22 protein-coding genes and 1 pseudogene are annotated in these 24,369 nt (G+C 61.8%); 9 read left to right on the top strand and 14 right to left on the bottom strand.

Features of this window, described 5'->3' with window-relative positions:
• The 6 genes and pseudogenes from L6D74_RS29440 to mnmH all read left to right on the top strand — a co-directional run.
• Nucleotides 1-1,257: pseudogene (locus tag L6D74_RS29440) on the top strand (toxin VasX); the annotation flags it as partial.
• Complete coding sequence (locus tag L6D74_RS29445) at nt 1,247-2,377, top strand: hypothetical protein (protein WP_236191613.1); 1,131 nt, start codon at nt 1,247-1,249, stop codon at nt 2,375-2,377. The pseudogene L6D74_RS29440 and the gene L6D74_RS29445, both read left to right, overlap by 11 nt.
• Entirely contained in the window at nt 2,374-2,619 is a 246-nt protein-coding gene (locus L6D74_RS29450; protein ID WP_236191616.1) for a hypothetical protein, read from the top strand. The genes L6D74_RS29445 and L6D74_RS29450 overlap by 4 nt, the downstream gene beginning before the upstream one ends.
• Complete coding sequence (locus tag L6D74_RS29455) at nt 2,609-3,712, top strand: DNA-binding protein (protein ID WP_236191618.1); 1,104 nt, start codon at nt 2,609-2,611, stop codon at nt 3,710-3,712. Before L6D74_RS29450 ends, L6D74_RS29455 begins: the two co-directional genes overlap by 11 nt.
• A gap of 107 nt (nt 3,713-3,819) precedes the next feature.
• On the top strand, nt 3,820-4,854 hold the full coding sequence (gene selD, locus L6D74_RS29460; protein WP_085667480.1) for a selenide, water dikinase SelD: 1,035 nt from the start codon (nt 3,820-3,822) through the stop codon (nt 4,852-4,854).
• The gene (mnmH, locus tag L6D74_RS29465) at nt 4,854-5,957 is read left to right on the top strand and encodes a tRNA 2-selenouridine(34) synthase MnmH (RefSeq protein WP_064597943.1); all 1,104 of its coding nucleotides are present in this window, start codon (nt 4,854-4,856) and stop codon (nt 5,955-5,957) included. Before selD ends, mnmH begins: the two co-directional genes overlap by 1 nt.
• A 27-nt stretch (nt 5,958-5,984) precedes the next feature.
• Here mnmH and L6D74_RS29470 read toward each other — a convergent pair whose 3' ends face one another.
• Nucleotides 5,985-6,659, bottom strand: coding sequence for a hypothetical protein (locus tag L6D74_RS29470; RefSeq protein WP_039770232.1), 675 nt, complete (start codon nt 6,657-6,659; stop codon nt 5,985-5,987).
• Nucleotides 6,660-6,954: 295 nt separating this feature from the next.
• On the opposite strand from L6D74_RS29470, the gene L6D74_RS29475 reads away from it, so the two are divergent.
• Together L6D74_RS29475 and hemB are read left to right on the top strand one after the other, a co-directional pair.
• Nucleotides 6,955-7,653 (top strand): glutathione S-transferase family protein, encoded by a 699-nt coding sequence (locus tag L6D74_RS29475; protein ID WP_064597941.1) that lies wholly within the window; start codon nt 6,955-6,957, stop codon nt 7,651-7,653.
• 142 nt (nt 7,654-7,795) lie between these two features.
• Entirely contained in the window at nt 7,796-8,770 is a 975-nt protein-coding gene (hemB, locus tag L6D74_RS29480; protein ID WP_085648205.1) for a porphobilinogen synthase, read from the top strand.
• A gap of 4 nt (nt 8,771-8,774) precedes the next feature.
• Here the strand turns inward: hemB and L6D74_RS29485 are convergent, their stop codons facing one another.
• Nucleotides 8,775-10,310: an FAD-dependent oxidoreductase gene (locus L6D74_RS29485; RefSeq protein ID WP_236191620.1), complete on the bottom strand. Its 1,536-nt coding sequence runs from the start codon at nt 10,308-10,310 to the stop codon at nt 8,775-8,777.
• 188 nt (nt 10,311-10,498) lie between these two features.
• Between L6D74_RS29485 and L6D74_RS29490 the strand changes: the two genes are divergently transcribed.
• Nucleotides 10,499-11,587: a DUF1615 domain-containing protein gene (locus L6D74_RS29490; RefSeq protein WP_236191622.1), complete on the top strand. Its 1,089-nt coding sequence runs from the start codon at nt 10,499-10,501 to the stop codon at nt 11,585-11,587.
• 78 nt (nt 11,588-11,665) lie between these two features.
• Here the strand turns inward: L6D74_RS29490 and L6D74_RS29495 are convergent, their stop codons facing one another.
• The 12 genes from L6D74_RS29495 to L6D74_RS29550 all read right to left on the bottom strand — a co-directional run.
• Entirely contained in the window at nt 11,666-12,028 is a 363-nt protein-coding gene (locus tag L6D74_RS29495; protein ID WP_236191624.1) for a hypothetical protein, read from the bottom strand.
• Nucleotides 12,029-12,141: 113 nt separating this feature from the next.
• Entirely contained in the window at nt 12,142-12,837 is a 696-nt protein-coding gene (locus L6D74_RS29500) for an anti-sigma factor (protein ID WP_236191626.1), read from the bottom strand.
• A complete protein-coding gene (locus tag L6D74_RS29505; protein ID WP_236191628.1) occupies nt 12,834-13,367 on the bottom strand; it encodes a sigma-70 family RNA polymerase sigma factor in 534 nt (177 codons plus the stop codon). Before L6D74_RS29505 ends, L6D74_RS29500 begins: the two co-directional genes overlap by 4 nt.
• Nucleotides 13,368-13,409: 42 nt before the next feature.
• Nucleotides 13,410-13,931 (bottom strand): DUF3455 domain-containing protein, encoded by a 522-nt coding sequence (locus L6D74_RS29510; RefSeq protein WP_085686629.1) that lies wholly within the window; start codon nt 13,929-13,931, stop codon nt 13,410-13,412.
• A gap of 119 nt (nt 13,932-14,050) precedes the next feature.
• Nucleotides 14,051-15,664 (bottom strand): ABC transporter ATP-binding protein, encoded by a 1,614-nt coding sequence (locus L6D74_RS29515; RefSeq protein ID WP_236191631.1) that lies wholly within the window; start codon nt 15,662-15,664, stop codon nt 14,051-14,053.
• A gap of 14 nt (nt 15,665-15,678) precedes the next feature.
• Nucleotides 15,679-16,701, bottom strand: a complete 1,023-nt coding sequence (locus L6D74_RS29520) for an ABC transporter permease (protein WP_074689103.1) — start codon at nt 16,699-16,701, stop codon at nt 15,679-15,681.
• Nucleotides 16,701-17,765, bottom strand: coding sequence for a microcin C ABC transporter permease YejB (locus L6D74_RS29525; protein WP_221397721.1), 1,065 nt, complete (start codon nt 17,763-17,765; stop codon nt 16,701-16,703). The genes L6D74_RS29520 and L6D74_RS29525 overlap by 1 nt, the downstream gene beginning before the upstream one ends.
• A gap of 1 nt (nt 17,766) precedes the next feature.
• Complete coding sequence (locus L6D74_RS29530; RefSeq protein ID WP_236191633.1) at nt 17,767-19,638, bottom strand: extracellular solute-binding protein; 1,872 nt, start codon at nt 19,636-19,638, stop codon at nt 17,767-17,769.
• Nucleotides 19,639-19,790: 152 nt separating this feature from the next.
• On the bottom strand, nt 19,791-22,496 hold the full coding sequence (locus L6D74_RS29535) for a TonB-dependent receptor (protein ID WP_085612738.1): 2,706 nt from the start codon (nt 22,494-22,496) through the stop codon (nt 19,791-19,793).
• A gap of 208 nt (nt 22,497-22,704) precedes the next feature.
• On the bottom strand, nt 22,705-23,106 hold the full coding sequence (locus tag L6D74_RS29540) for an ExbD/TolR family protein (protein WP_007959059.1): 402 nt from the start codon (nt 23,104-23,106) through the stop codon (nt 22,705-22,707).
• Nucleotides 23,106-23,810, bottom strand: coding sequence for a MotA/TolQ/ExbB proton channel family protein (locus L6D74_RS29545; RefSeq protein WP_085667488.1), 705 nt, complete (start codon nt 23,808-23,810; stop codon nt 23,106-23,108). The genes L6D74_RS29540 and L6D74_RS29545 overlap by 1 nt, the downstream gene beginning before the upstream one ends.
• A 49-nt stretch (nt 23,811-23,859) precedes the next feature.
• On the bottom strand, nt 23,860-24,369 hold a 510-nt coding region (locus tag L6D74_RS29550), incomplete at its 5' end, for an energy transducer TonB (RefSeq protein ID WP_236191635.1).

Consider the following 24,369-nt stretch of genomic DNA (forward strand, 5'->3'; position numbering starts at 1 on the left):
GTGAAGACGGAAGGGATGGGGTTGGTGGTGGTTTTGGTGCAGGTGGTGAATTTGGTGGGGGCTTATAGGGAGTTGATGAAGCAGACCCGAGACAAGAAGAAGCGGGCGGACTTTTTTGCTGCTTTGGCTGCGACGGGAGCGGCCGGGTTTACTGCGGCGCAAAGTCTTGCGGATACGGCGATGAAAGCTCGTGGAACCGCGCTTGTTGCAGGGCTTCAGCACCATGCATTGTTGAATGTGAATGTACAGATGGGGATGCTACATATTGGGTTGGGTTTCTTCACTTATGGCTTTGGCTTGGTGTCATCAGCGATGAGTTTTAACAACCAGGAAAAAAATTGGCAGGGGGCGGTGCGCAGTGGAAATCAATCGGCGCAAGGTGCAGCCGCGCTAGCCACAATAGGTGCTGGCGGCATGGTAACGGTTAACGCTTACGGACTGAGTCATACTGTCCACGCCACTTTCACTGTATTGACCGCTCCGAACAAGGCCGCACAAACTGCTGCCTGGGCCGCCGCCGGTACACGTCTATCAACAGTGTTTTTCCGCTTCAATCTTGCGGGGGCGCTATTCACCGTTTTGGAACTCAGTGGTACTTGGCTATACAACCGCTACAACATCAGCGCTCACGACAAATGGCTGAAAATCACGCCATGGAGCCGGGATTCCGAAATGCGCGGGGACCATCTGCTGGATGACTATCAAAGCTATCTGGCCTTTCTGATCCACGCGCCTTATGCGCAACTTGGCCCAAATCCGTACGACTCCTGGCTGAAAAACCTGTTGTTCAAAGCCAAACCCAGCGATATCCACTTGGTTCTACCAAGACTGACATTGAGTGATCTCCTGTCTCCTTTGGGAGGCAAATCGAAATATCGATTAGGTATCGGCGCGCACCGTATCTCCATTCCCTTGCATAGTCGAGGAGCGCCGCGAGAGCGCAAGAAAGTGATCAGCGATGAGATTTTAAGCAGCTTGCGGATCGTCAAGTCATCGCCCGAAGGGCTGGTGCTCTGTCTGCAGTATCCGGTGGATCCTGATTCTGGGTTCACTCCTGCAAAAGAAACTTTGGAGCTGGCGGTTTGCGTTCAAAACGCTAATGGCAAAGGCGAGTGGACTTCGCGAACCCGTGTGATCCATCTTGATCCTCACGGTGATGGTCATTTTTCAGTGGTTGCTCCTGAACTCGTCAAAGAGAAACCACCGATTTTGCTTGTCGAAATCCAGTTTTTGGAACGGGCCGATCATGCCGAATAATCTCGTCGAGCCATTAGCTGTGCAGCAGCTTGAACAACCCAGAAAGGCAGGAGATACGGAGCCGTTTCCTAGTGGAAAAATTACTCATGTCTCTCCGCTGCCATTACCAACACTAATGCCACCTTACGGCCCACATATCGGTGAGTTGAATGATGTGTACATGGACTTTGGGTTGGGGTCGCCCCAAGTCTTTTCTTGGCAGGTCGTATTGGGTGGACCATTCAGCGTGTCTTTCACAGTAGTTTTCCTATTCCCACTGATTACCGGGTTTTTGGGAGTTATTTTTGGGTATGGACAGGAAGCCATTTGGGACTCGATGGTTGGCATTTTTGAAGTGGCCTGCGAGAACATATCGTTCACTGGCCCATTCATGCTGCTCATCACCCTCGGCGTCTGGCACCACAACCACAAAAAACGCGCCTCAATCATCCCGACCCGCTTCAACCGCCAACGCCGCGAAGTCTGCTTCATGCCCGAGGGCGCCACCGAACCGGTCTTCGTCCCCTGGGAATCCCTCTCCGCCTGGATCATCGAAGCGCAAGGCGCGACCCAATACGGCATCCACCGCCAATACGGCATGGGCATCGGCTTCTACCACGACGAAACCCTCACCAGCCTCGAATTCCAATGCGCCGGCCTGCCGCTCGCCATCAGCCATTGGGAGGCCATTCGCGGCTACATGGAATACGAAATCCACGACCTCAAATCGATTCAAGACCTTCAAGACTTGCAAGGCCCCGACGACCCACCCCACGAAGGCCTGCACACCTTCCGCAACGCCCGAGCACGCATGCACCAGCAGATCCGTGAAGGTTCACGCACGCGACTGTCAGGGTTTTTTTGGTACCTGTACCACGTCATGACCTTGTGGACGATTCCCAACCGACTCGTCGAATGGGAAGTGCGCCGCCTCGAAAGGATCGGCAAACAGGCACTGCCCGAAGCCATGCGCCAATGGTCGGAGCCGCTGCCGAAAGAGCAATGGGCCAAGCCGAGTGAAGAGTTGCTGCGACTCAGTGAGCAGGTGCGCCAACTGCAAAAGCGCCAGCCGCATCGGCCGATCACCGAGATCTTTGCCGAGGTGCAGCGTATGGCATCTACGGGTAAGCGCCGCGCATGAATTGTTTTCCCAAACAGCGCACGGGGGCCGAATTCACGCCAGCGAAGGAAACTCTGGAGTTGGCCGTTTGTGTTCAGAACTTGAACGACAAAGGTGAATGGTCATCTCGCACCCGTGTCATTCATATCGATCCTAAGGGAGAGGGACATTTTGAGGTGGTTGCTCCGCAGTTGATTAAAGAAAAGCCACCGGTTTTGCTTGTTGAAACCCAATTTCTGGAGCAGGCCTCTCATGCTGAATAATCACGTCGAGCCGGGAGTTATTCCGCAAGTCGAGACACCTCGAACAGCAGGGGATGTAGAGCCGTTTCCAGGCGGTAAGGTCACCTATCTGTCCCCTTTACCCTTACCAACACCGATTCCACCTTATGGTCCACATATTGGTGAGCTGAATGATGTTTGCATGGATTTTGGGTCGGGATCACCGCAAGTATTCATGTGGCAAATGACTCTTGGAGGCCCCTTCAGCGTTGCATGCATGATTGCCTTTCTGTTTCCCTTAATTGGTGGCTTCCTGTTTTTCTTATTCGGCATGGGATGGGAGGACATAACTCATGCCATAAACGGGATTTTTCACGAGGCCTATGGAAAAGCATTTCTTGCCCTTTTCTGGGGACTACTTATCGGCCTCGGCGTCTGGCACCACAACCACAAAAAACGCGCCTCAATCATCCCGACCCGCTTCAACCGCCAACGCCGCGAAGTCTGCTTCATGCCCGAAGGCGCCACCGAACCGGTCTTCGTCCCCTGGGAATCCCTCTCCGCCTGGATCATCGAAGCTCAAGGCGCCACCCAATACGGCATCCACCGCCAATACGGCATGGGCATCGGCTTCTACCACGGCGAAACCCTCACCAGCCTCGAATTCCAATGCGCCGGCCTGCCCCTCGCCATCAGCCATTGGGAAGCCATTCGCGGTTACATGGAATACGAAATCCACGACCTCAAATCGATTCAAGACCTTCAAGACCTGCAAGGCCCCGACGACCCACCCCACGAAGGCCTGCACACCTTCCGCAACGCCCGCGCACGCATGCACCAGCAGATCCGCGACGGTTCACGTACTCGGTTGTCCGGGTTTTTCTGGTACCTGTACCACGTCATGACCTTGTGGACGATTCCCAACCACCTCGTCGAATGGGAAGTGCGCCGCCTCGAAAGAATCGGCAAACAGGCGCTGCCCGAAGCCATGCGCCAATGGTCGGAACCGCTGCCGAAAGAGCAGTGGGCCAAACCGAGTGAAGAGTTGCTGCGACTCAGTGAGCAAGTACGCCAACTGCAAAAACGTCAGCCGCATCGGCCGATCACCGAGATCTTTGCCGAGGTGCAGCGCTAGTTCCGGGGGCAGTAGAGACGTAGGGTGGTGATTGCATTGAGCGGCAGAAACGTGCTTCCCATCCCCTCTGCTAGTATTTGCCCCACTGCCTCCCGGAGACTGCCCCCATGACCGAGCCCATCCGTCTGACCCAATACAGCCACGGCGCCGGTTGTGGCTGCAAGATTTCGCCCAAGGTGCTGGAGGTGATTCTGGCCGGCAGCGGGGCACAGAACCTCGATCCGAAACTGTGGGTCGGCAACGCGTCGCGCGATGATGCGGCGGTGTATGAAATCGATGCCGAGCGCGGGGTGGTCTCGACCACGGATTTCTTCATGCCGATCGTCGACGACCCGTTCGACTTCGGCCGCATCGCCGCCACCAATGCCATCAGCGACATCTACGCCATGGGCGGTGATCCGTTGATGGCGATTGCGATCCTCGGCTGGCCGGTCAACGTGCTGGCGCCGGAAGTCGCTCGGGAGGTGATTCGTGGCGGGCGCGCGGTGTGCGATGCGGCGGGAATTCCGCTGGCCGGCGGGCATTCGATCGATGCGCCGGAGCCGATCTTCGGTCTGGCCGTCACGGGACTGGTGGAAAAGCGCTTCATGAAACGCAACGACACGGCCACCGCCGGTTGCCTGCTGTACCTGACCAAACCGTTGGGCATCGGCATCCTCACCACCGCCGAGAAGAAGGGCAAGCTGCGCCCCGACGACATCGGCGTGGCCCGGGACTGGATGTGTACGCTGAACAAGCCCGGCAGCCGTTTCGGCAAACTGGCCGGGGTCACCGCCATGACCGACGTCACCGGGTTTGGCCTGCTCGGGCATCTGGTGGAAATGGCCGACGGCAGTCACCTGACGGCGCGGGTTTTTTATGACCGGGTGCCGCGGCTTTCGAGCATTGAGTACTACCTCGAACAGGGCTGCGTGCCCGGCGGCACTTTACGCAATTTCGACAGTTATTCGAGCCGCGTCGGGCGAGTGCAGGAATTGCACAAGCGCGTGCTGTGCGACCCGCAGACCAGCGGCGGGCTGCTGGTGGCCGTGACCCCCGAAGGCAATGCCGAATTTCTCGCCGTCGCTGCCGAACTCGGCCTCGCGCTTGAGCCGGTCGGTGAATTGATCGCGCGACAGAGCCACGCGGTCGAGGTGAATTGATGACCGCCGACTTCACCGACTACCGCGACATCTTCCTCAACGATCGGCCGCTGATGGACGCCCGTGCGCCGGTCGAGTTCCACAAGGGCGCGTTTCCCGGGGCGGTCAATCTGCCACTGATGAACGACATCGAGCGGCAGCGGGTCGGCACTTGCTACAAACATCACGGTCAGCAGGCCGCCATCGAACTGGGCCATCAACTGGTCTCCGGCGCGGTGAAGGCCGAGCGTCTCCAGGCCTGGGCGGAGTTTGCCCGGACGCATCCCGAGGGTTATCTGTATTGCTTTCGTGGCGGCCTGCGTTCGCAAATCGTCCAGCAGTGGCTGAAGTCGGAAGCCGGCATCGACTACCCGCGTATCGGCGGTGGCTACAAGGCGCTGCGAGGTTTTCTGATCGACACCCTCGAATCGGCTATGGACGAGTGTGATTTCGTGCTGCTGGGCGGCATGACCGGCACCGGCAAGACCGAAGTGCTGGTGCAACTGCGCAACAGTGTGGATCTGGAAGGCCATGCCAATCACCGGGGCTCGAGTTTCGGCAAGCGCGCCACCGGTCAGCCGTCGAACATCGATTTCGAGAACCGGCTGGCCATCGACTTCCTGAAAAAGCGTGCGGCCGGCATCGATCAATTTGTGCTGGAGGATGAGAGCCGGGTTGTGGGGAGCTGCGCGCTGCCCTTGCCGCTGTATCAGGGCATGCAGCAATACCCGATGGTCTGGCTCGAAGATCGTTTCGAGCAGCGCGTCGAGCGAATCCTGCGCGATTACGTGGTGGATTTGTCTGCCGAGTTTCAGGCTGTGCATGGCGACGAGGGTTTCGCGCGGTTTTGCGAGCGCTTGCTGGAAAGCCTCGACAACGTGCACAAGCGCTTGGGCGGCGAGCGGCATCGACGGATGCGGGTGTTGATGGAAGAGGCGCTGGCGGAGCAGGGCCGCAGCGGGACGGTGGAGTTGCATCGCGCGTGGATCGAAGGTTTGCTGCGCGAGTATTACGACCCGATGTATGTGTTTCAGCGCGAGAAGAAGGGCGGGCGGATCGAGTTTGCGGGGGAGCGGCAGGCCGTTATCGAGTACCTGCGTGAGCGGGTCAAACCCAAGGCCTGACGGGACCCCATCGGGCCCCGGACAAACTCAGGTCGGACAGCTTTCCTGGCCGTTATCCAGTCCCTGTTTGTAGCTGTGGCTCTGCAGGCTGGCCTTGCCGTTGTGCCAGGTCAGGGTCAGCACATACAGCGAGTCGTAATCGCTGGATTCCCAATCCTCGGTGATCTTCTGCTTCCCGCCGACCGCCTTGTCCGCCACCTTGTTGATCAGCTCCGGCAGGTAGCCATGGGACCACGCGGTGTAGATGGTCGAGTTGTGGTACTTGTCGTCGATCAGCTCCCGGGCCAGGTCACTGGTGTCGTTGGCCGAGAACTCGATGTTCACCGGCAGGCCGAGTTTGATCGCGGCGGGGCTGATGGTCATCAGCGGGCGGATGTAGCTGTAGGAGTTGTCCAGTTCGCCTTCCTCGACGTTGCGCGTCGGATTGGCGGCGAACACGTAGTCGGCCTTGCCGAATTTTTCCGGCAGCAGGGTCGACAGGTCGATGGCCCGGTTCAGGCCCTGGCAGTTGAGCTGGCCGAGACCACCGGCCGGTTTCTCCGCATGGCGCAGGAACACCAGGGTCTGGGTGCCGTCCACCGGTTGCGCACGGCTTTCGCTGGATTCCAGCGACAGGAACAGCGCGCTGACTGCCAGCAGGGTGGGCAGGGCCACATACGCGCGATGTTTGAAGCGGTTGGCGACTTTCATCAAGTTCGTCATGGGATAAGGAGTCTTCAGTCTGTTCGGTTAAGGCTGACAAACCTCTGCACCGGTGCATGCGCGCCGGCTGTTTTCCCTGTCATCACTGGCTTGCTTGGAGCCCCCTGAGGCCCGTTTGGTTCGATCCGCTTGAGTGCGCCGCACTTTACCGTTGAGGCTGTGCGGTTGGAGGGAAGGTTAACCACAGGATGTTGCGGATTTAAGTAAGCCGGCAGGCGAGGGTGTAAAGAACCCGAGCCAGAGCGCTGTTCGTGGATTATGCTCAGGCCTTTCATTTTGTGACTGGATGCTACACATGACTGATCTGTCCGCGTTCCCGATCACCCAGAAATGGCCGGCGCAGTACCCTGACTGGATTCAGCTCTATTCCCTGCCGACCCCCAACGGCGTCAAGGTCTCGATCATGCTTGAAGAGATCGGCCTGCCCTACGAGCCGCATCGCGTGGGCTTCGACACCAATGACCAGATGTCTGCGGAGTTCCTGTCGCTGAACCCGAACAACAAGATTCCGGCGATCATCGACCCCCACGGTCCAGAGGACAAACCGCTGCCGTTGTTCGAGTCCGGCGCGATCCTGATCTACCTCGCCGACAAAAGCGGCCAGTTGCTGGCCCAGGAAGGCGCGCTGCGCTACGAAACCCTCCAGTGGCTGATGTTCCAGATGGGCGGGATCGGGCCGATGTTCGGCCAGCTCGGTTTCTTCAACAAATTCGCCGGCAAGGACTACGAAGACAAGCGTCCCCGTGACCGCTACGTCGAAGAAAGCCGCCGCCTGCTCAGCGTCCTGAACACCCGCCTGGAAGGGCGCGACTGGATCATGGGCGAGCGCTACACCATCGCCGACATCGCCACGTTCCCGTGGGTGCGCAACCTGATCGGCTTCTACGAGGCGGGCGATCTGGTCGGCATCGACAACTTCCCGAACGTCACCCGGGTGCTGGAGCGCTTCCTCGCGCGGCCGGCGGTTGTGCGCGGCCTGACCATTCCTTCCTGACCCGGCGGGAACCGGGTGCGCAGATTGTTGCGTACCCGGTAACGCACTGTTGATTGATCCAGGTTTGTACCCCGATCCCCGCAAGGCATAAGCTTCGCCCCCTACGACTTTCGTCTCATCCGCTGTTTTCAGGAAAGGCCCCATGTCCAGTCAGTTCCCCGAAGCACGTCCACGCCGTCTGCGCCGCAATGCGAGCCTGCGCAGCCTGTTCCAGGAAACCGAGTTTTCCCTCAACGATCTGGTGCTGCCGATCTTCGTCGAAGAAGAGATCGACGATTTTGTGCCGATCAAGAGCATGCCCGGCGTGATGCGCATTCCCGAGCGCAAACTGGCCGGCGAAATCGAGCGTTACGCTCGGGCCGGAATCAAGTCGGTGATGACCTTCGGCGTGTCCCATCACCTGGACGCCAACGGCAGCGACACCTGGCGCGAAAACGGCCTGGTGTCGCGCATGTCGCGGATCGCCAAGGACGCCGTGCCGGAAATGATCGTGATGTCCGACACCTGCTTCTGCGAGTACACCGACCACGGCCACTGCGGCGTGATGCACAACCATGAAGTCGACAACGACCAGACCCTGATCAACCTCGGCAAACAGGCAGTTGCAGCAGCCCGTGCCGGCGCCGACGTGATCGCGCCATCGGCAGCGATGGACGGCCAGGTGCGGGCGATTCGCCGGGCACTCGACGACGCCGGCTTCACGCAGATTCCGATCATGGCCTACTCGACCAAATTCGCCTCGGCGCTCTACGGCCCGTTCCGCGAGGCCGGTGGCAGCGCGCTGAAGGGCGATCGCAAAAGCTATCAGATGAACCCGATGAACCGCCGCGAAGCCCTGCGCGAATCGTTGCTCGACGAACAGGAAGGCGCCGACGCGCTGATGGTCAAACCGGCCGGCGCGTACCTGGACATCATCCGCGACATCCGCGAAGCCTCGAACCTGCCGCTGGCGGCGTATCAGGTCAGCGGCGAGTACGCGATGATCAAGTTCGGCGCCCAGGCCGGGGCCATCGACGAAGATCGCGTGGTGCGCGAAAGCCTCGGCGCGATCAAGCGCGCGGGTGCGGATCTGATCTTCACCTACTTTGCGATGGACCTGGCCCTGGCCGGGATCTGATCCGTCAGGGGCAATTGAAAAACGGCCGGATCCCGTGACCACGAAAGTACCGTTCGATCACCTTCGGATCCGCGCTGTTGTCGGCAATCGCCACGTAGGTATCCGGGCGCAGCAGGTAAAAGCCGTTGCGCCCCAGGCCCGCCGTTTCAAACGCCGGACGCCAGTCGAACACGTGCAGCGGCAAGTGATGTTCATTGCACCAGGCGATCATCTCGTCGCTGGTGTCGCCGTACACATGCACCTGCCAGCACGGCTGGCGCAACGGCTCGAAATTGTCCCCCTCGCCATCATGGGCCCACGGCAAGCGGTCGCCGCCGTGGACGTGCCCGGCCACGCCTTCGCTCCACGCCATGCCCCGATAGTTGAGGGTGATCTGCGACACCGTGCGAAACAGGAATTCGCGGCTGCTCTCGAATGAGGCCATTTTCGGAATCAGGAACGGCGCCAGTCGTGTGCGCAACAGATCGGCCATACGGCCCTCGGCGGTGACGAAGCTGAAGACCTTGTCGGTGGTCGACACCAGTCGCCGGGCGAAGGCGATGCGTTCGGTTTCGTAGCTGTCGAGCAGCCCGGGCGTGGCAGCGCCGCCGAGCACTGCCGCGAGTTTCCACGCCAGGTTGATTGCATCGCCGATTCCGGTGTTCATGCCCTGACCGCCGGCCGGGCTGTGCACATGCGCCGCGTCGCCGAGCAGAAACGCCCGGCCCTGGCGAAAGTGATCCGCCACCCGGTGATGCACACGGTAGGTGGAGAACCAGTTGACGTCCTCGATGTGCACGTTCAGGTGTTCGATGGCGCGGTTGCTGACGTCGGAAAACTCGAGGGTTTCTGCGCGATCCGCACGCTCGTCGCGCACGGTGCCAATCAACCGCGCACGACCTTCGCCGGCCAGCGGGAACACCGCCAGAAAATCCGCTTCATCCAGGTCCAGATGCAACTCGCCATTGAGCGCCGGGCCGCTGGCCCGCACATCGGCGACATAGAAAATCTGCTGATAGGTGCCGCCGGGAAAACCGGTGTCGAGGGTTTTGCGCACGACCGAACGGGCGCCATCACACCCGGCCAGATAGCAGGCCTGGCAGATTTCCTGCTCGCCATCCGGCAGGCGCAAATGTGCGGTGAGGCCGTCACCGTTTTCCGTGAAACTCTCCAGCGTCGTGTTGCGCTCGACGGTCACGTCGTAGTCTTCCAGGCGGTCGATCAACAGCCGCTCGTGTTCGTCCTGCGGGTACATTTCCAGAAAGGCATAGGGCGTCAGGCCTTCGCCGATCCGGTTCAACGGCAGCTGTGCCACGGGTTTGCCCTTGACCCAGAAATTCGCCGCGGCCACCCGATGACCGCTGCGCACCACCGTATCGGCCAGGTCCAGTTGCCGGTACAGCTCAAGGGTGCGCGCCTGCACCGCCAGCGCCCGCGAAGTGGTGCCGGGGGCAGAGGTCTTGTCGATGATGCGCACGCGCACGCCCAGTTTGCTCAGCCACAGGGCCAGCACCAGTCCGGTGGGGCCTGCGCCGATGATCAGAACATCACTGCGGTTCATGGTCTGTCCTCCTCGCGTGTCCTGATCCGAGACTTGCCACTGCAGCAGCAAGTATGGATCAGACGGCGAGGGCGGCCAGTCGGCCTGCCAGACGGGGCGATGGAACAGCGCCGCCGGCCCGCAGTCCTATCCTGCACCCTGCGATTGAGCGTAGGGTTAACCCGGCTCAAAGGACTGGATGAAGCGTTATGCACACCCCTCGATTAATCGTCAGCCTCGCCGCGCTGCTGGTACTGGCCGGTTGCGCCGGTCAACGCAGCGAAGAACCGGCGCCGCGCCCGCCCGCCGAGGTCAAGGCGCAGATCGTGCGCCTGCTGCCGGCAAAAACCGTCGACCGCCAGGGCTGGGCCACCGACATCTACGCTGCTTTCGCCGCTCAGGGCATCAGCCCGACCACGCAGAATCTGTGTTCGGTGCTGGCCGTCACCGAGCAGGAATCCACTTTCCAGGTCGATCCGCCGGTGCCTGGCCTGGGCAAGATCGCCCGTGACGAAATCGACCGCCGCGCCGCCAAGGTGCATATCCCGAGCCTGTTGGTCAGCGGCGCCTTGCAGGTGCGCTCGCCGAACGGCAAGACCTACAGCGAACGCCTGAGCGCCGCCCGCAGCGAAAAGGAATTGAGCGCGATCTTCGACGACTTCATCGGCTCGGTGCCGATGGGTCGTACGCTGTTCAGCGGTTTCAACCCGGTGCACACCGGCGGGCCGATGCAGGTCAGCATCGAATTCGCCGAGCAGCACGCCAAGGACTATCCGTACCCGGTGGACGGGACCATTCGTCGCGAGGTGTTCAGCCGTCGGGGCGGCATGTACTTCGGCATCGCCCATTTGCTCGGTTATCCGGTGAGTTATCGCGAACCGCTGTACCGCTTCGCCGATTTCAACGCCGGCTGGTACGCCAGTCGCAACGCGGCGTTTCAGAACGCGGTCAGCCGGGCGTCGGGGATTCCGCTGGCGCTGGATGGCGACCTGATCCGCCCGGGTGCGATCATGCCGGGCAGCACTGAACTGGCGGTGCGCGCCCTCGGCAAATCACTGGGCATGCGCAATCCGGTGATCCGCGATCAACTGGAGAAGGGCGATAGCCTGGCTTTCGAGGAGACCAAACTGTATCAACGGGTCTTTGAGCTGGCGGAGCGTGCGGAAGGCAAGACATTGCCCCGTGCGGTGTTGCCGGGCATCGTGCTGCAGAGCCCGAAGATCACCCGCAAACTGACCACGGCGTGGTTTGCCAAACGGGTCGACGAGCGCTATCGGCGCTGCATGGCCAAGGGCTGAGGACGATCAAAAGGGAATAAAAAAACCCGGCTGACGGGAGCCGGGTTTTTTCTGGGTTGTTGCGGTCAAGCCATTCATTCAGGCAACGCGACGTTCAATCAGACGATCCGAGCCACCTTCGGCAACGCGACGTTCAATCAGACGATCCGAGCCACCTTCGGCAACGCGACGTTCAATCAGACGATCCGAACCACCTTCGGCAACTCGACGTTCAATCAGACGATCCGAACCACCTTCGGCGACGCGGCGTTCAATCAGACGATCCGAACCACCTTCGGCAACGCGGCGTTCAATCAGACGATCCGAACCACCTTCAGCGACGCGCTGTTCGATCAGACGATCCGAGCCGCCTTCGGCGATCATGGTGTGGGCCGGTTTGGCGGCAAATGCGTTGAAGGCCAGAACCGAAAGGGCAATGCTGAGGATGACTTGGCGTTTCATGGTCGTGTGCTCCGGGGGTGTTGTTTGTTTGGTATGGAGCGGATGTTACGCCCGGGAATTTTTAAGAGAACTTCATTGACGTGATGGTGAACATCGACGCCAATGATGGTTTGTCACAGCACCTTCACCGCGCGGCCAATCGCCTGGATCGGCCCGGTGGGTTTGCCGATCGGCGAACCGTTGGCGCCTTCCAGCGTCAGCTCGAACAACTGGTTGGGTTGCAGCGGCGGCAGCTTGTCCAGCGGGATCGACAGCGCTTGCCCCGGTTTGACCAGCCCCAGCGACACCGGACCCTGCCAGCCGTCGGCCTTGGTCCAGAACTCCAGCGCCTTGTCGGCCGGCACCTCGACCACGCCCAGCGGAATCAATTGAATCTCCCGTGGACTGCTGGCCTGGATCACCCAGCCCGGTGCCTTGTCCTGCGGGGCGACCAGCACCACCAGAAAGCTCGGTTTCGGTGTGGTCTGGGTCAGGAGGATCGAACCCAGCAACAAAGTCGCGGCCAGCCCGGCAGCGCTCAAGCCGCGCCACAGCGACAGACGGTTCCACCAGGAAATCTCTGGCGCCCTCTTGTGGGTGAGTTGCCCGACACTGCGCTCAATGCGTTGCCACAGCTGCGACGAAGGTTGATGCGCCGGGGCGAGGTCGGTCAGCTCCAGCAGCCGCCGCTCCCAGGCATCCACGGCGGCTTGTAGTTCGGGTTCGTTGGGCAAGCGCCGCTGCACTTCGGCGCGTTCTTCGGCCGAGAGCGTGCCAAGCACGTATTCGCTGGCCAGTTCATCGCGTTCCTGCGCCGATTCGGTGGTCATCCCATGCACTCCCGCAACGCATTGAGGCTGCGTTTGATCCAGGCTTTGACGGTGCCCAGCGGCGTGTCGAGGCGTTGGGCGATCTGCGCGTGGCTGTAACCGTCGACGTAGGCGTGAAGGATGCAGCGGCGGCGTTGCGGTTCCAGTTGATGCAGGCAGCGATGGATGCGGGTCGATTGCGCCAGCGCATCGAAGCCGTCATCACTCGCCAGAGATTCGTTGCTGTCATTGAGCGGGGTTTCCTGATGGTGATTGCGCAGCACATTCAGCGCCAGATGCCGGGTCACGCTGAACATCCAGCCCCGGGCCGAACCGCGCGCCGGATCGAAACCCGCCGCGCCGGCCCAGATCTTGATGAATGCATCGTGAACGATGTCTTCGGCCAGCGCCGTATCACGCACCAGACGCCGGGCGACACCGAGCAGCCGCGGGCTTTCCTGCACATACAGTTCGCGCAGGGCCCCGCGCTCGCCGCGGGCACAGGCGGCGAGGCGGGCTTCGTAGTCGAACGCGGATTCGGACAAGGGCATGTCCTGCAATCTAGCAAGCATCGGCCAAACGTCCAGTCAGGCTCAGTTCGCCGCCCAGAAAATGTAGTCGGCCTGGTACTTCACCACTTCCTGTTTACCCTTGTTCGCCGCCGTGCATTCGCTACCCGGCGCCACGCCGCCCTTGAGCGCCACGCGCTGGATGTAGCTCACGCCGCTCATGGCGCCTTTGCCTTCGGCGGGGTTGGCCTTGACCAGTTGATAGGGCAGGTTGCCCGGGCTCGACGGCGCAACGGCCAGCTGTGTGCCGGTGACTTTCGAACCGTCCTGCGCCTGCCAGGTGGCGGGCGGGCCGAAGTAGGTGCCAACCTGTTTGCCGCTGCGATCGTTGAGCACCGCTTTCGGGCCGACGAACACCCACTCGGTCTGGCCGGCGACATTGGCCTTGTCCCGGCATTCGTAGGTGATCTCGCCGACCCCGGTGGTTTCCATCGCGATCTTGTGGCCGTCCGGCACTTTGATCGCGTCGGGATAACTGCTTTGGGCAAAGCTTGTCGAAGCGACGGCGAGCAAACCGGTGAGGCCAATCAGTTGAGTGATGTTCATCAGTGTTTCTCCGAAAAAGGGTAAACCGCTGACAGCCGAAAGAGGGCTGTTACAGGGACTACCCGTGACGGAGCGGTTTGGATGCAGTGGCCGGAAAATAAATCTGAAAGCACTGAAGGTCAGATGGCTGTAACCAACTCACCCCCGGTTTTTGCCAAGGCCAGGCCGGAGGCTTTCAGCAGTTCCTGGGTATAGGCATGCTGCGGCGCCGCAAAAATCTGGCGCGAGGCTCCCTGTTCCACCACTTTGCCGTCCTTGATCACCATCAAGTCGTGCGCCAGCGCATGCACCACCGCCAGGTCATGGCTGATGAACAGGTATGTCAGCCCATGGCGGATCTGCAATTGCCGCAACAACTCCACCACCTGTTTCTGCACCGTGCGATCCAGTGCCGAAGTCGGTTCGTCGAGCAGAATCAGCGCCGGTTCCAGTACCAGCGCCCGGGCGATGGAAATGCGCTGGCGCTGGCCGCCGGAAAATTCGTGGGGATAGCGATGGCGGCTCTGCGGGTCGAGGCCGACTTCCTCCAGCACGCGGATCACCGCTGCCTCACGTTCCTCAGCCGTGCCGATGCCGTGGGTCAGCAGGCCTTCGGCGATGATCTGCTGCACCGACATCCGTGGGCTGAGGCTGCCGAACGGGTCCTGGAACACCACCTGAATCTGCCGGCGCAACGGGCGCATCAAGCGCTGATTGAGCAGGCTCAAATGCTTGTTACCGAAGCGAATATCGCCCTCGGATTCCACCAGTCGCAGAATCGCCTGGCCCAGCGTCGACTTGCCCGAGCCGGACTCGCCGACAATCCCCAGGGTCTTGCCCCGTTGCAGACGGAAACTCACGCCGTCCACAGCCTTTATGTATTGCTGGGTGCGGCTGAACAACGCCTTGGGCAGCGGGAACCAGACTTTCAGATCGTCCACCTCCAGCAGGTTGTGATCGTAGCGACTCGGCACCGGTGCGCCCGACGGTTCCGCCTCGATCAGCAGGCGGCTGTAAGGATGCTGCGGGGCGCGGAACAGCGTTTCGCAATCGGCCTGTTCGACGATTTCCCCGTGGCGCATCACGCACACCCGTTGGGCGATGCGCCGCACCAGATTGAGGTCGTGACTGATCAGCAGCAGCGACATCCCGAGGCGTTGCTGCAACTCGATCAGCAGCTCGAGAATCTTCTGCTGCACGGTCACGTCCAGCGCGGTGGTCGGTTCGTCAGCGATCAGCAATTGCGGCTCGTTGGCCAGCGCCATGGCGATCATCACCCGTTGCCGCTGGCCGCCCGATAGCTGGTGCGGATAGGCCTTCAAACGCTGCAACGGCTGGCGAATGCCGACCAGTTCCAGCAGCTCCAGCGTGCGCTGGCGCGCGGCGCGGCCCTTGAGTCCCTTGTGGATTTCCAGCACTTCGCTGATCTGTTTTTCCACCGTGTGCAACGGGTTCAGCGAGGTCATCGGCTCCTGGAAAATCATCGCGATGCGGTTGCCGCGCAAGCTGCGCATCTGCTGTTCGCTGGCGTGCAGCAAGTCCACGCCGTTGTAGCGGATGCTGCCTGTGCTGCTGACGGTTTTGGCCGGCAGCAAACGCAGGATCGAGTGCGCCGTCACCGACTTGCCCGAACCGGATTCACCGACCAGTGCCAGGCACTCGCCACGGCGGATGTCGAGGTTCACGCCGTGCACCACTTCGTGCCCGGCGAAGGCGACACGCAGGTCGCGAATTTCAATCAGGTTGTCGGTCATTTCAGCTCCGGGGATCAGGATCGCGGATCGAACGCGTCACGGCAGGCTTCGCCGATGAACACCAGCAAGGACAGAATCAGCGCCAGGGCAAAAAACGCCGTCAGCCCTAGCCACGGCGCTTGCAGATTGCGCTTGGCCTGGCCGATCAGTTCCCCCAGCGACGCGGTGCCGGCGGGCATGCCGAAGCCGAGAAAATCCAGCGCGGTGAGGGTGGCGATGGCGCCGGTCAGAATGAACGGCAGGTAGGTGAGGGTGGAGGTCATGGCGTTGGGCAGAATGTGCCGGCGCATCAGTTCGCTGTCCGTCAGGCCCAGGGCCCGCGCGGCCTTGACGTATTCCAGGCTGCGCCCGCGCAGGAACTCGGCGCGCACCACGTCCACCAGTGCCAGCCAGGAAAACAGCGCCATGATCCCCAGCAGCCACCAGAAGCTCGGCGAGACGAACCCCGACAAGATGATCAGCAGGTACAGCACCGGCAATCCCGACCAGATCTCCAGCACCCGTTGCCCGAGCAAGTCGACCCAGCCGCCGTAATAACCCTGCAACGCTCCGGCGACGATGCCGACCAGCGCACTGACCGCGGTGAGAATCAGCGCAAACAGAATCGAAATCCGCGTGCCGAAAATCACCCGCGCCAACACGTCCCTGGCCTGATCGTCGGTGCCCAGCCAGTTGCTTGAGGACGGCGGGCTCGGCGCCGGTTCCGTGAGGTCGTAATTGACCGTGTCGTAGCTGAACGGGATCGGCGGGAACAGCATCCAGCCGCCCTGATCCTCGATCAGTTTGTGCACGTAATTGCTGGCGTAATCCGGTTGGAACGGCAGCTCGCCGCCGAAATCAGTTTCCAGATAATCGCTGAGGATCGGGAAGTAGAAGGCGTGGTGGTAGCGGATCACCAGCGGCTTGTCGTTGGCGATCAGTTCGCCGCCGAGGCAGATCAGGCACAGCCCGATGAACAGCCACAGCGACCAGCGCCCGCGCCGGTTGGCCTTGAATTGGGCGATGCGCCGCCGGCCCAGAGGGGAGAGTGTGAACATCAGGCAGTCCTCGCCGAGAAGTCGATGCGCGGGTCGAGCAGGGTGTAGCAGAGGTCGCCGATCAGCTTGATCAACAGGCCGAACAGGGTGAACAGAAACAGCGTGCCGAACACCACCGGGTAGTCCCGTGAAACCGCCGCTTCGTAGCTCATGCGCCCGAGGCCGTCGAGGTTGAAGATGGTTTCGATCAGCAGCGAGCCGGCGAAAAACACCTCGATCAACGCCGACGGCACACCGGCCACCACCAGCAGCATCGCGTTGCGAAACACATGGCCGTAGAGCACGCGCCTTTCGGTCAGGCCCTTGGCGCGCGCGGTGATCACGTACTGGCGGCTGATCTCGTTGAGGAAGCTGTTTTTGGTCAGGATCGTCAGCGTCGCAAAACCGCCGATCACCAGCGCCGTCACCGGCAACACCAGGTGCCAGAGGTAGTCGCCGACCTTGCCCCACAGGCTCAGGCTGGCGAAGTTGTCCGAGACCAGCCCCTGCACCGGAAACCAGTTGACGTAGCTGCCCCCGGCGAACACCACGATCAACAGGATCGCGAACAGAAACGCCGGCATCGCGTAACCGACGATGATCGCCGTGCTGCTCCAGACATCGAAAGCGCTGCCGTTTTTGATTGCCTTGCGAATGCCCAGCGGGATCGAAATCAGGTAGGTGATCAAGGTCGCCCACAGGCCGAGTGACAGCGACACCGGCAGTTTCTGCACGATCAGATCGGTCACCTTCGCACCGCGAAAGAAACTGCTGCCCAGGTCCAGTTGCGCGTAATTCTTGAGCATCAACCACAGGCGTTCGTGCATCGGTCGGTCGAAACCGTAGTGGTGCTTGATCTCTTCGATCAGCGCCGGGTCCAGGCCACGGCTGCTGCGCCCGGCACCGCCGATGGCGGTGACCTCGCTGGCGCCGCCCATGCTGTGTCCGCCGAAGCCTTGCAGGCGGGCGATGGCCTGTTCCACCGGGCCGCCGGGCGCGGCCTGCACGATGACGAAGTTGACCACCAGAATGCACAGCAGCGTCGGGATGATCAGCAACAGACGTCGACTCAGATAACGCCACATGTCATTGGCCCCCCGCGAGCTGGCGCAGGGCACTCATCTGCTGGTTGGTCAGCGGCTTGGCCGAGACCTCCCACCAGGTATCGAGGCCTTCGCTGTAGATCGGCTGCACCGCCGGCCTGCCGAAGCGGTTCTGAAACACCGTCGGCGTGCCTTTGGAGTAGTAGTTGGGAATCATGTAGTCACCCCATTGCAGCACCCGGTCGAGGGCGCGGGCGTAACGCACCATGGCGTCGCGGGTATTGGCCTGGACCAGGCCGTCGATCAGCCGGTCCACCGCAGGGTCCGCCAGCACCATCGAATTGGAGCTGCCGACCTGAGTCGCGCTCTGCGAGGCGTACAGGCTGTACAACTCGCGGCCCGGCGAGACGATCGGATCGCCGCTGCGCGGGAAACTGGTGACGATCATGTCGTAGTCTCGAGCGTTGAGTCGGTTGATGTACTGCGCCGAATCGATGCGCCGCAGATTCAGGGTGATGCCGATCTGCGCCAGGGTGCGTTTGTACGGCAGCAGCATGCGGTCGAAGCCGCCCTGGCCGTCGAGGAAGGTGAATTCGAAGGGTTCGCCGGCGGCGTTCACCAGCCGATTGTTTTTCGGTGTCCATCCGGCCTCGGCCAACAGCTTCAGTGCCTGCAATTGCTTATCGCGGATGTAGCCGCTGCCATCGGTCTTCGGCGCCTGATAGACGCGGCTGAAAACCTCGTCCGGAATCTGTCCGCGCAACGGTTCGAGGATCGCCAGTTCTTCGGCGTCGGGCAGTGCGGTAGCGGCCATTTCACTCTTCGGCCAGTAGCTGTTCTGGCGCACGTAGAAGCCGCGCATCATCTGCTTGTTGGTCCACTCGAAATCCCACAGCAGGCTCAGCGCCTGACGCACGCGGCGATCCTTGAACAGCGGGTTCTGCAGATTGAACACGAAACCCTGGGCGCTGGTCGGTTTGTCCGGGGCGAGAATCGCCTGTTGCAGGCGACCGTCACGTAGGGCCGGGCTGTCGTAGCCGACCACGTAGCCGGACGAGGAAAACTCGCGGTTGTAGTCAAACGCGCCGGCCTGCAGCAGTTGCCGGGCGACGTCGGTGTCGCCGTAGAAATTCACGGTCAGGCTGTCGAAGTTGTACATCCCGCGACTGACCGGCAGGTCTTTGCCCCACCACTGCGGGTCACGCTGGAAACTGATGCTGCGTCCCGCATCGACCTTGCTCACCCGATACGGGCCGCTGCCCAATGGTGGTTCGAAACCGCCGCCGTTGGCGAAGTCGCGGGTTTTCCACCAGTCCTCGGGCACCGGCCGCAGCGACGCCAGATCCAGCGCCAGGGTGCGGTTGAGGTTGTTCTTGAAGGTGAAGCGAATCTGTCGCGGAGCTTCGATCAGCACATCCTGCACATCGGCGTATTGCTGGCGATAACTCAGGCTGCCCTTGGTCATCAACAGTTCGAAGGTGTAGCGCACATCCTCGGCGGTGATTGGCGTGCCGTCGGCGAAACGCGCCTTGGGGTTCAGGTTGAAGCGCACCCACAGACCGTCGGGATCGCGCTCCATGGTTTGCGCCACCAGACCGTAGACGGTGTAGGGCTCGTCCAGCGAGCGGAACGCCAGCGGCGAATACACCCAGTCGTTGACCTGCACCACGGAAATGCCCTGATCGGCGTACGGGGTGATGTAGTTGTACTGACCGATCTCCATCGAAGCGCGGCTGAGCGAGCCGCCCTTCGGGGCGTCGGGATTGACGAAATCAAAGTGCTGGAAACCGGCGGGGTATTTCGGCGCCTCGCCGTACACCGTCATCGCGTAGCTGCCGCCGGCCAGCGCAGATGCCGCGTTGCACAGCAGCGCGCTGCCGAGCAGCAGGCCGGCCATGTTGCGCATGAATGTCATGAAGTAAATCCCCAAAATCCTGAATGGAAACGGACTCCCTGTGGGAGCGAGCCTGCTCGCGATGGCGTCTTGTCAGTCAACACATCCTTCGCTGACACACCGCATTCGCGAGCAGGCTCGCTCCCACAAGGTGAGATGTGTTCTGTTTCCGGTTAGAAGTGGTACGTCATGCGCGCAAACAGCGTGCGGCCCAGCGGATCGGTGTAGCGCGGGTCATAACCGCTCTGGAAGTTGTAGGCCTGGTTGGAGAACGGCGGATCGCGGTCGAACAGGTTCTTCACCCCGGCATCGACGTCCAGCACCTTGTCGAAGGTGTAGCCGGCCGACAGGTCCCACACCGAATACGACGCGACCCGCGCGTTGGTCTCGCGGTCGTAGTCGTTGTAGCCGGTAGTGAAGCGGTTGGTCAGTGCCGCACGGGCCGCGCCGAAGGTCCAGGAACCGGTCAGGTTGTGTTTCCAGCGGGCGATCACACCATCACCCCGGAAGTCGCCGACCTTGTCGGTGAACGGGCCCTTGATGGTGCTCTGGAAGTCGTACTCGTCGACATAGGTGCCTTGCAGGCCCAGACCGAATTGACCGTACGGCGTGTTCGGGAAGCGATAGTCCAGCGATACATCGACGCCGTTGGTTTCAACGATGCCCAGGTTGGCGTTGCCGGTGACGATGTAGTTGAGCGTGCCGTCGGCGTTGCGCACGAAGCGGTCAGGGTAGCTGCCGGCCTGATCGAAGACGGTGGATTCCGGAAACGGCTGGATCTGGTTGGAGATGTGAATCCACCAGAAATCCAGGCCCACGGACAGGTTGCTGACCGGCTGATAGACAAAGCCCAGCGTCACGTTGCGCGCTTTCTCCGGGGCCAGGTCTTCGTTGCCGCCGATCTGGTTGAGGAACTGCTGACCGCAATCGCGCCCGCCGTTGCCGCCCGGTTGCACCACGCCGCCGGTACACAGTACCGGGTCGTTGTAGTAGCCCTGGGTGTAGGTGATGCTGCGCGGCGAATACAGCTCATACAGCGACGGCGCGCGGAAGCCTTCACTGTAGGCGCCGCGCACCACCAGCTCCTTGAGCGGCTGATAACGGAACGAGTATTTCGGGTTGGTAGTGCTGCCGAAGTCGCTGTATTTGTCGTGACGCACGGCGGCGGACAATTCCAGGCTGTCGAGCACCGGTACGTTGATTTCCGCGTAGGCGGCTTTCACGCTGCGGTCGCCTTCGACGCTGCCGGCCGGGTCGATGCCCAGGCTCTGGATGTCGCCGGCAAAGGCTTCGAAGTCCTGGTGGAATTTCTCTTTGCGGTACTCGCCGCCCAGGGCCAGGCCGGACGGACCGGCACCAAACCAGTCACCGATTTCGCGGCTGATCCGCCCGTCGAAACCGGCGACCCGACCGACCGCCGTGGAATAGGCGCCGTGGTACGCGGCCTGATCGATGTACTGCTGACCGGCGCTGCTCTGCGGGCCGAACGGGTTGAGCAGACCGCTGGCCAGACCGTCGATCATCGCCTGATCGCTGACGTAGCCGCTGGTGACGCTGGAGACGATCTTGTTCTGGTTGTACGAGGCGCCGACGTTGTAGTCCCAGCCGCCAACCAGACCGTCGAAGCTCAGCAAAAAGCGCTGGCTGGTGTTCTGGTCTTTCGATTCACGCGGGCCGGCGGCTGTTTCGCGCCAGTTCACGTCCACCGGTTGCGTCGGGTCGAGGGCAAAATCGGTGGGCGCCGGGGTGATGCCGTTGCCGGGGTAGTAGGGCGAGGACGAATCCAGGCTCAGGCCGGTTAATGGCGCTGGGCCAATAGCGGTGGCGTTGTTGTTGCGCGACCAGAAGTATTCGAGGTTGACGTTGTGGTCGTCGGCCAGTTTGCCGGTGGTCTTGCCGAAGAACGACGTCTTCTCGGTCTGCGGCACCAGGTCGATGAATTCCCGGGTGCTGAAGCGGCAGAGGCCGTCGCGGGCCACCAGGTTGGGGCCGTTGCAATTGCTGTTGGCCAGCGGGTTGGTGGCATTGCCGTTCTGGCTGTAGTTGCCGGGGAACGCGGTGCCGGAGGTCTGGTCCAGACCTCGGCCGGGCACGTAGTCACGGGCGAAGGAGCGATCGTTGGCGTCGAGGTTCTGCTGCTTGTTGTAGTTGAACACGCCGAGCACGTTGAAGCGGTCCTGCTCCAGGTCGCCGTAGCCCCAGCTTGCGCTCATGTCCTTGGTCGCACCGCCGCCGCTGTGGGTCGGGGTTTCGCCGCCGAGGGTGAGCTGGCCGTCGGTCATGGATTTCTTGGTGATGAAGTTGATCACGCCGCCGATGGCGTCGGTGCCGTACAGGGCCGAGGCGCCGTCGCGCAGCACTTCCACGCGCTCGATCGCGGCAAACGGGATCATGTTCAGATCTACCGCGCCGCCGGCCGAGTTGGTGCCCGACAGGGCGTTGTTGGCCAGTCGGCGACCGTTGAGCAGCACCAGCGTCTTGTTCGCGCCGATGCCGCGCATGTCGGCGAACGAGGCGCCGCCGGTGGCCGCGCCGACCGAGCCTGCGCTGTTGTTGATCGACTGGCTGCCGGTGATGCGCTGCACCAGTTCGGCGGTGGTGGTCACGCCCTGTTTGCGCAGTTCATCGGCCTTGAGCACGGTGATCGGCACCGCCGTTTCCGCGTCGACCCGACGGATCGCCGAACCGGTCACTTCGACCCGTTGCAGTTGCGTGGTCGGCGCGACCACCGCCGCGGCGGCCGGGACGCTGTTGTCGTCCTCGGCAGCCTGAACCCCGGCGCCCATCCCCATGGCCACCAGGTACAACGGAACGAAACGGTGGCGGGAAATCGTCGCCACCAAGGGTTTGAGCGTGAAGCGTGGAGTGTTCATCAGCATGGTTGTTTCCGACTTTGTTAGACGTTTATCGAAATGGCCTTGTGAGCCCTCTTTGCACGGAGCACGGTGGTGCCGCGCCGCGAAAACCACTTTCTTCAAGCAAGCCGATCCCCTCCGAAGACGCGCTGCGTTTTTTCGGTCGGCCGATTGCGACGGGATTCAACGAGCGGTGCCGGGCGCGTCCCTCACTGCGCGCCCGGCACCGCCGTCAGCGGGTGGTCATCACCGATATTTTGGTGATGCCCGAGCGCTCGATGGACGCCATGGCTTTGGCGACCTGGCCGTAATTCACGGCGGAGTCGGCCTGCAGCTGCACGCGTACTTCGGCATCCTTGGCCTTGACCTCCTTGAGGCTGGCCTCCAGTGATTCCGGCGCCAGCTCGGTCTTGGCCAGAAAGAACTTGCCGTCCTGATCGACGCTGACCACCACCGGGTCTTTCTTTTCGGCGGGGGCGACGGCGTCGGTTTTTGGCAGGTTGACCTTGATCGCGTTGGTCATCAGCGGCGCGGTGACGATGAACACCACCAGCAGCACGAGCATCACGTCCACCAGCGGCGTGACGTTCATTTCGCTGAGCACTTCATCGCTGTCTTGAGTGGAAAAGGACATCAGCTGGCCTCCCGCACGGCGGCCGTGGATTTGGCGATGGCCTGGCGGCTGATGGAGAAAGCGCTGCGCGAGGCGAGGGCGTCGAAGTCGTGGGCGAAGTCATCCATGTCCGCCGAGGCCAGTTTCAGGCGTCGCAGGAAGAAGTTGTAAATCAGCACCGCCGGTACCGCGACGGCAATCCCCACACCGGTGGCGATCAGCGCGTGGCCGATCGGCCCGGCCACGGTTTCCAGGCTGGCCGAACCGCTGGCGCCGATGCTTTGCAGGGCTTCCATGATTCCCCACACGGTGCCGAACAGACCAATGAACGGCGCGGTGCTGCCGATACTGGCGAGGATCGCCTGGCCGTTTTCCAGCGAGCGGCGTTCCTTCTGGATCTGCTGGCGCAGGTTGCGTTCCAGTCGGTCGGCACGGTTGATGGTGTGCGCCAGTTGTTGGGTGGTGCGAGGGGATTCTTCCACCAGCAAGGCTTCGAAACCGCTGCTGGCGATCCGCGCCAGCGAGCCCGGATACTGGCTGGCGTGTTCGGCAGCGGTGAGCAGGTCCGGCGCGCCCCAGAAGGCTTTGCTGAACTGCTTGTTCTGGGTTTTCTGGCGCAGGTATTGCGCCGACTTGACCAGCAGGATCGCCCAACTGACCACGGAAAACAGCACCAGCCCCCAGAGCACGCCGGGGACAATCATCGAAGACAGAGAATCGTTCATGGCTACACCTCGCTTGCGTTAATCGGTTGTGAGTTCGGTTGTTGTGCCGTCATTGCGGCAATTTGAAATCGATGGTCTGGGTGGCGAAGCCGTCGATCGGTGTGTCGCCGCGCTTGGCCGGGATGAACTTCCAGGCCTTCACCGCCGCGACCGCCGCGTCATCCAGTTGCGGCTTGCCGCTGGACTTGGTCACCGTCACCGAACCGGCGCGACCGTTGGCCAGCACCTGAATCCGCAGCACCACGCTGCCTTCCCAGTTGCGCCGCAGGGCCAGCGACGGGTATTCCGGCGGCGGGTTGCCGAGGCTGGCGAGGCCGGAAATCGCCGCCGACTCTTTCACCGGCCCCGGCGCCGCAGCAGGTGCCGGAGGCGCGCTCGGGGTGGCCGGGGCGGCAGGCGCAGCCGGTTGCGCAGGGGCGGGCGGCGCTTTCGGCGGCTCGGCCTTTTTCACCGGTTTAGGTTTCTCGACCGGTTTCGGTTTTTCGATCGGCTTGGGTTTCTCCACCGGTTTGGGCGGCGGCTTGACCGCGTCCTCGTCTTCCACCGGCTGTTCCGGTTC

This window comes from Pseudomonas pharyngis (assembly GCF_021602345.1).
GTDB classification, from domain to species: Bacteria; Pseudomonadota; Gammaproteobacteria; order Pseudomonadales; family Pseudomonadaceae; genus Aquipseudomonas; species Aquipseudomonas pharyngis.

Coding starts and splice junctions, on each gene's coding strand:
- L6D74_RS29500 (WP_236191626.1), bottom strand. CDS start 12,837: ATGACCACCGAATCGGCGCAGGAACGCGATGAACTGGCCAGCGAATAC.
- hemB (WP_085648205.1), top strand. CDS start 7,796: ATGTCCAGTCAGTTCCCCGAAGCACGTCCACGCCGTCTGCGCCGCAAT.
- selD (WP_085667480.1), top strand. CDS start 3,820: ATGACCGAGCCCATCCGTCTGACCCAATACAGCCACGGCGCCGGTTGT.
- L6D74_RS29510 (WP_085686629.1), bottom strand. CDS start 13,931: ATGAACATCACTCAACTGATTGGCCTCACCGGTTTGCTCGCCGTCGCT.
- L6D74_RS29470 (WP_039770232.1), bottom strand. CDS start 6,659: ATGACGAACTTGATGAAAGTCGCCAACCGCTTCAAACATCGCGCGTAT.
- L6D74_RS29525 (WP_221397721.1), bottom strand. CDS start 17,765: ATGTGGCGTTATCTGAGTCGACGTCTGTTGCTGATCATCCCGACGCTG.
- L6D74_RS29495 (WP_236191624.1), bottom strand. CDS start 12,028: ATGAAACGCCAAGTCATCCTCAGCATTGCCCTTTCGGTTCTGGCCTTC.
- L6D74_RS29475 (WP_064597941.1), top strand. CDS start 6,955: ATGACTGATCTGTCCGCGTTCCCGATCACCCAGAAATGGCCGGCGCAG.
- L6D74_RS29530 (WP_236191633.1), bottom strand. CDS start 19,638: ATGACATTCATGCGCAACATGGCCGGCCTGCTGCTCGGCAGCGCGCTG.
- L6D74_RS29450 (WP_236191616.1), top strand. CDS start 2,374: ATGAATTGTTTTCCCAAACAGCGCACGGGGGCCGAATTCACGCCAGCG.
- L6D74_RS29445 (WP_236191613.1), top strand. CDS start 1,247: ATGCCGAATAATCTCGTCGAGCCATTAGCTGTGCAGCAGCTTGAACAA.
- mnmH (WP_064597943.1), top strand. CDS start 4,854: ATGACCGCCGACTTCACCGACTACCGCGACATCTTCCTCAACGATCGG.
- L6D74_RS29505 (WP_236191628.1), bottom strand. CDS start 13,367: ATGCCCTTGTCCGAATCCGCGTTCGACTACGAAGCCCGCCTCGCCGCC.
- L6D74_RS29490 (WP_236191622.1), top strand. CDS start 10,499: ATGCACACCCCTCGATTAATCGTCAGCCTCGCCGCGCTGCTGGTACTG.
- L6D74_RS29540 (WP_007959059.1), bottom strand. CDS start 23,106: ATGTCCTTTTCCACTCAAGACAGCGATGAAGTGCTCAGCGAAATGAAC.
- L6D74_RS29520 (WP_074689103.1), bottom strand. CDS start 16,701: ATGTTCACACTCTCCCCTCTGGGCCGGCGGCGCATCGCCCAATTCAAG.
- L6D74_RS29485 (WP_236191620.1), bottom strand. CDS start 10,310: ATGAACCGCAGTGATGTTCTGATCATCGGCGCAGGCCCCACCGGACTG.
- L6D74_RS29535 (WP_085612738.1), bottom strand. CDS start 22,496: ATGCTGATGAACACTCCACGCTTCACGCTCAAACCCTTGGTGGCGACG.
- L6D74_RS29545 (WP_085667488.1), bottom strand. CDS start 23,810: ATGAACGATTCTCTGTCTTCGATGATTGTCCCCGGCGTGCTCTGGGGG.
- L6D74_RS29515 (WP_236191631.1), bottom strand. CDS start 15,664: ATGACCGACAACCTGATTGAAATTCGCGACCTGCGTGTCGCCTTCGCC.
- L6D74_RS29455 (WP_236191618.1), top strand. CDS start 2,609: ATGCTGAATAATCACGTCGAGCCGGGAGTTATTCCGCAAGTCGAGACA.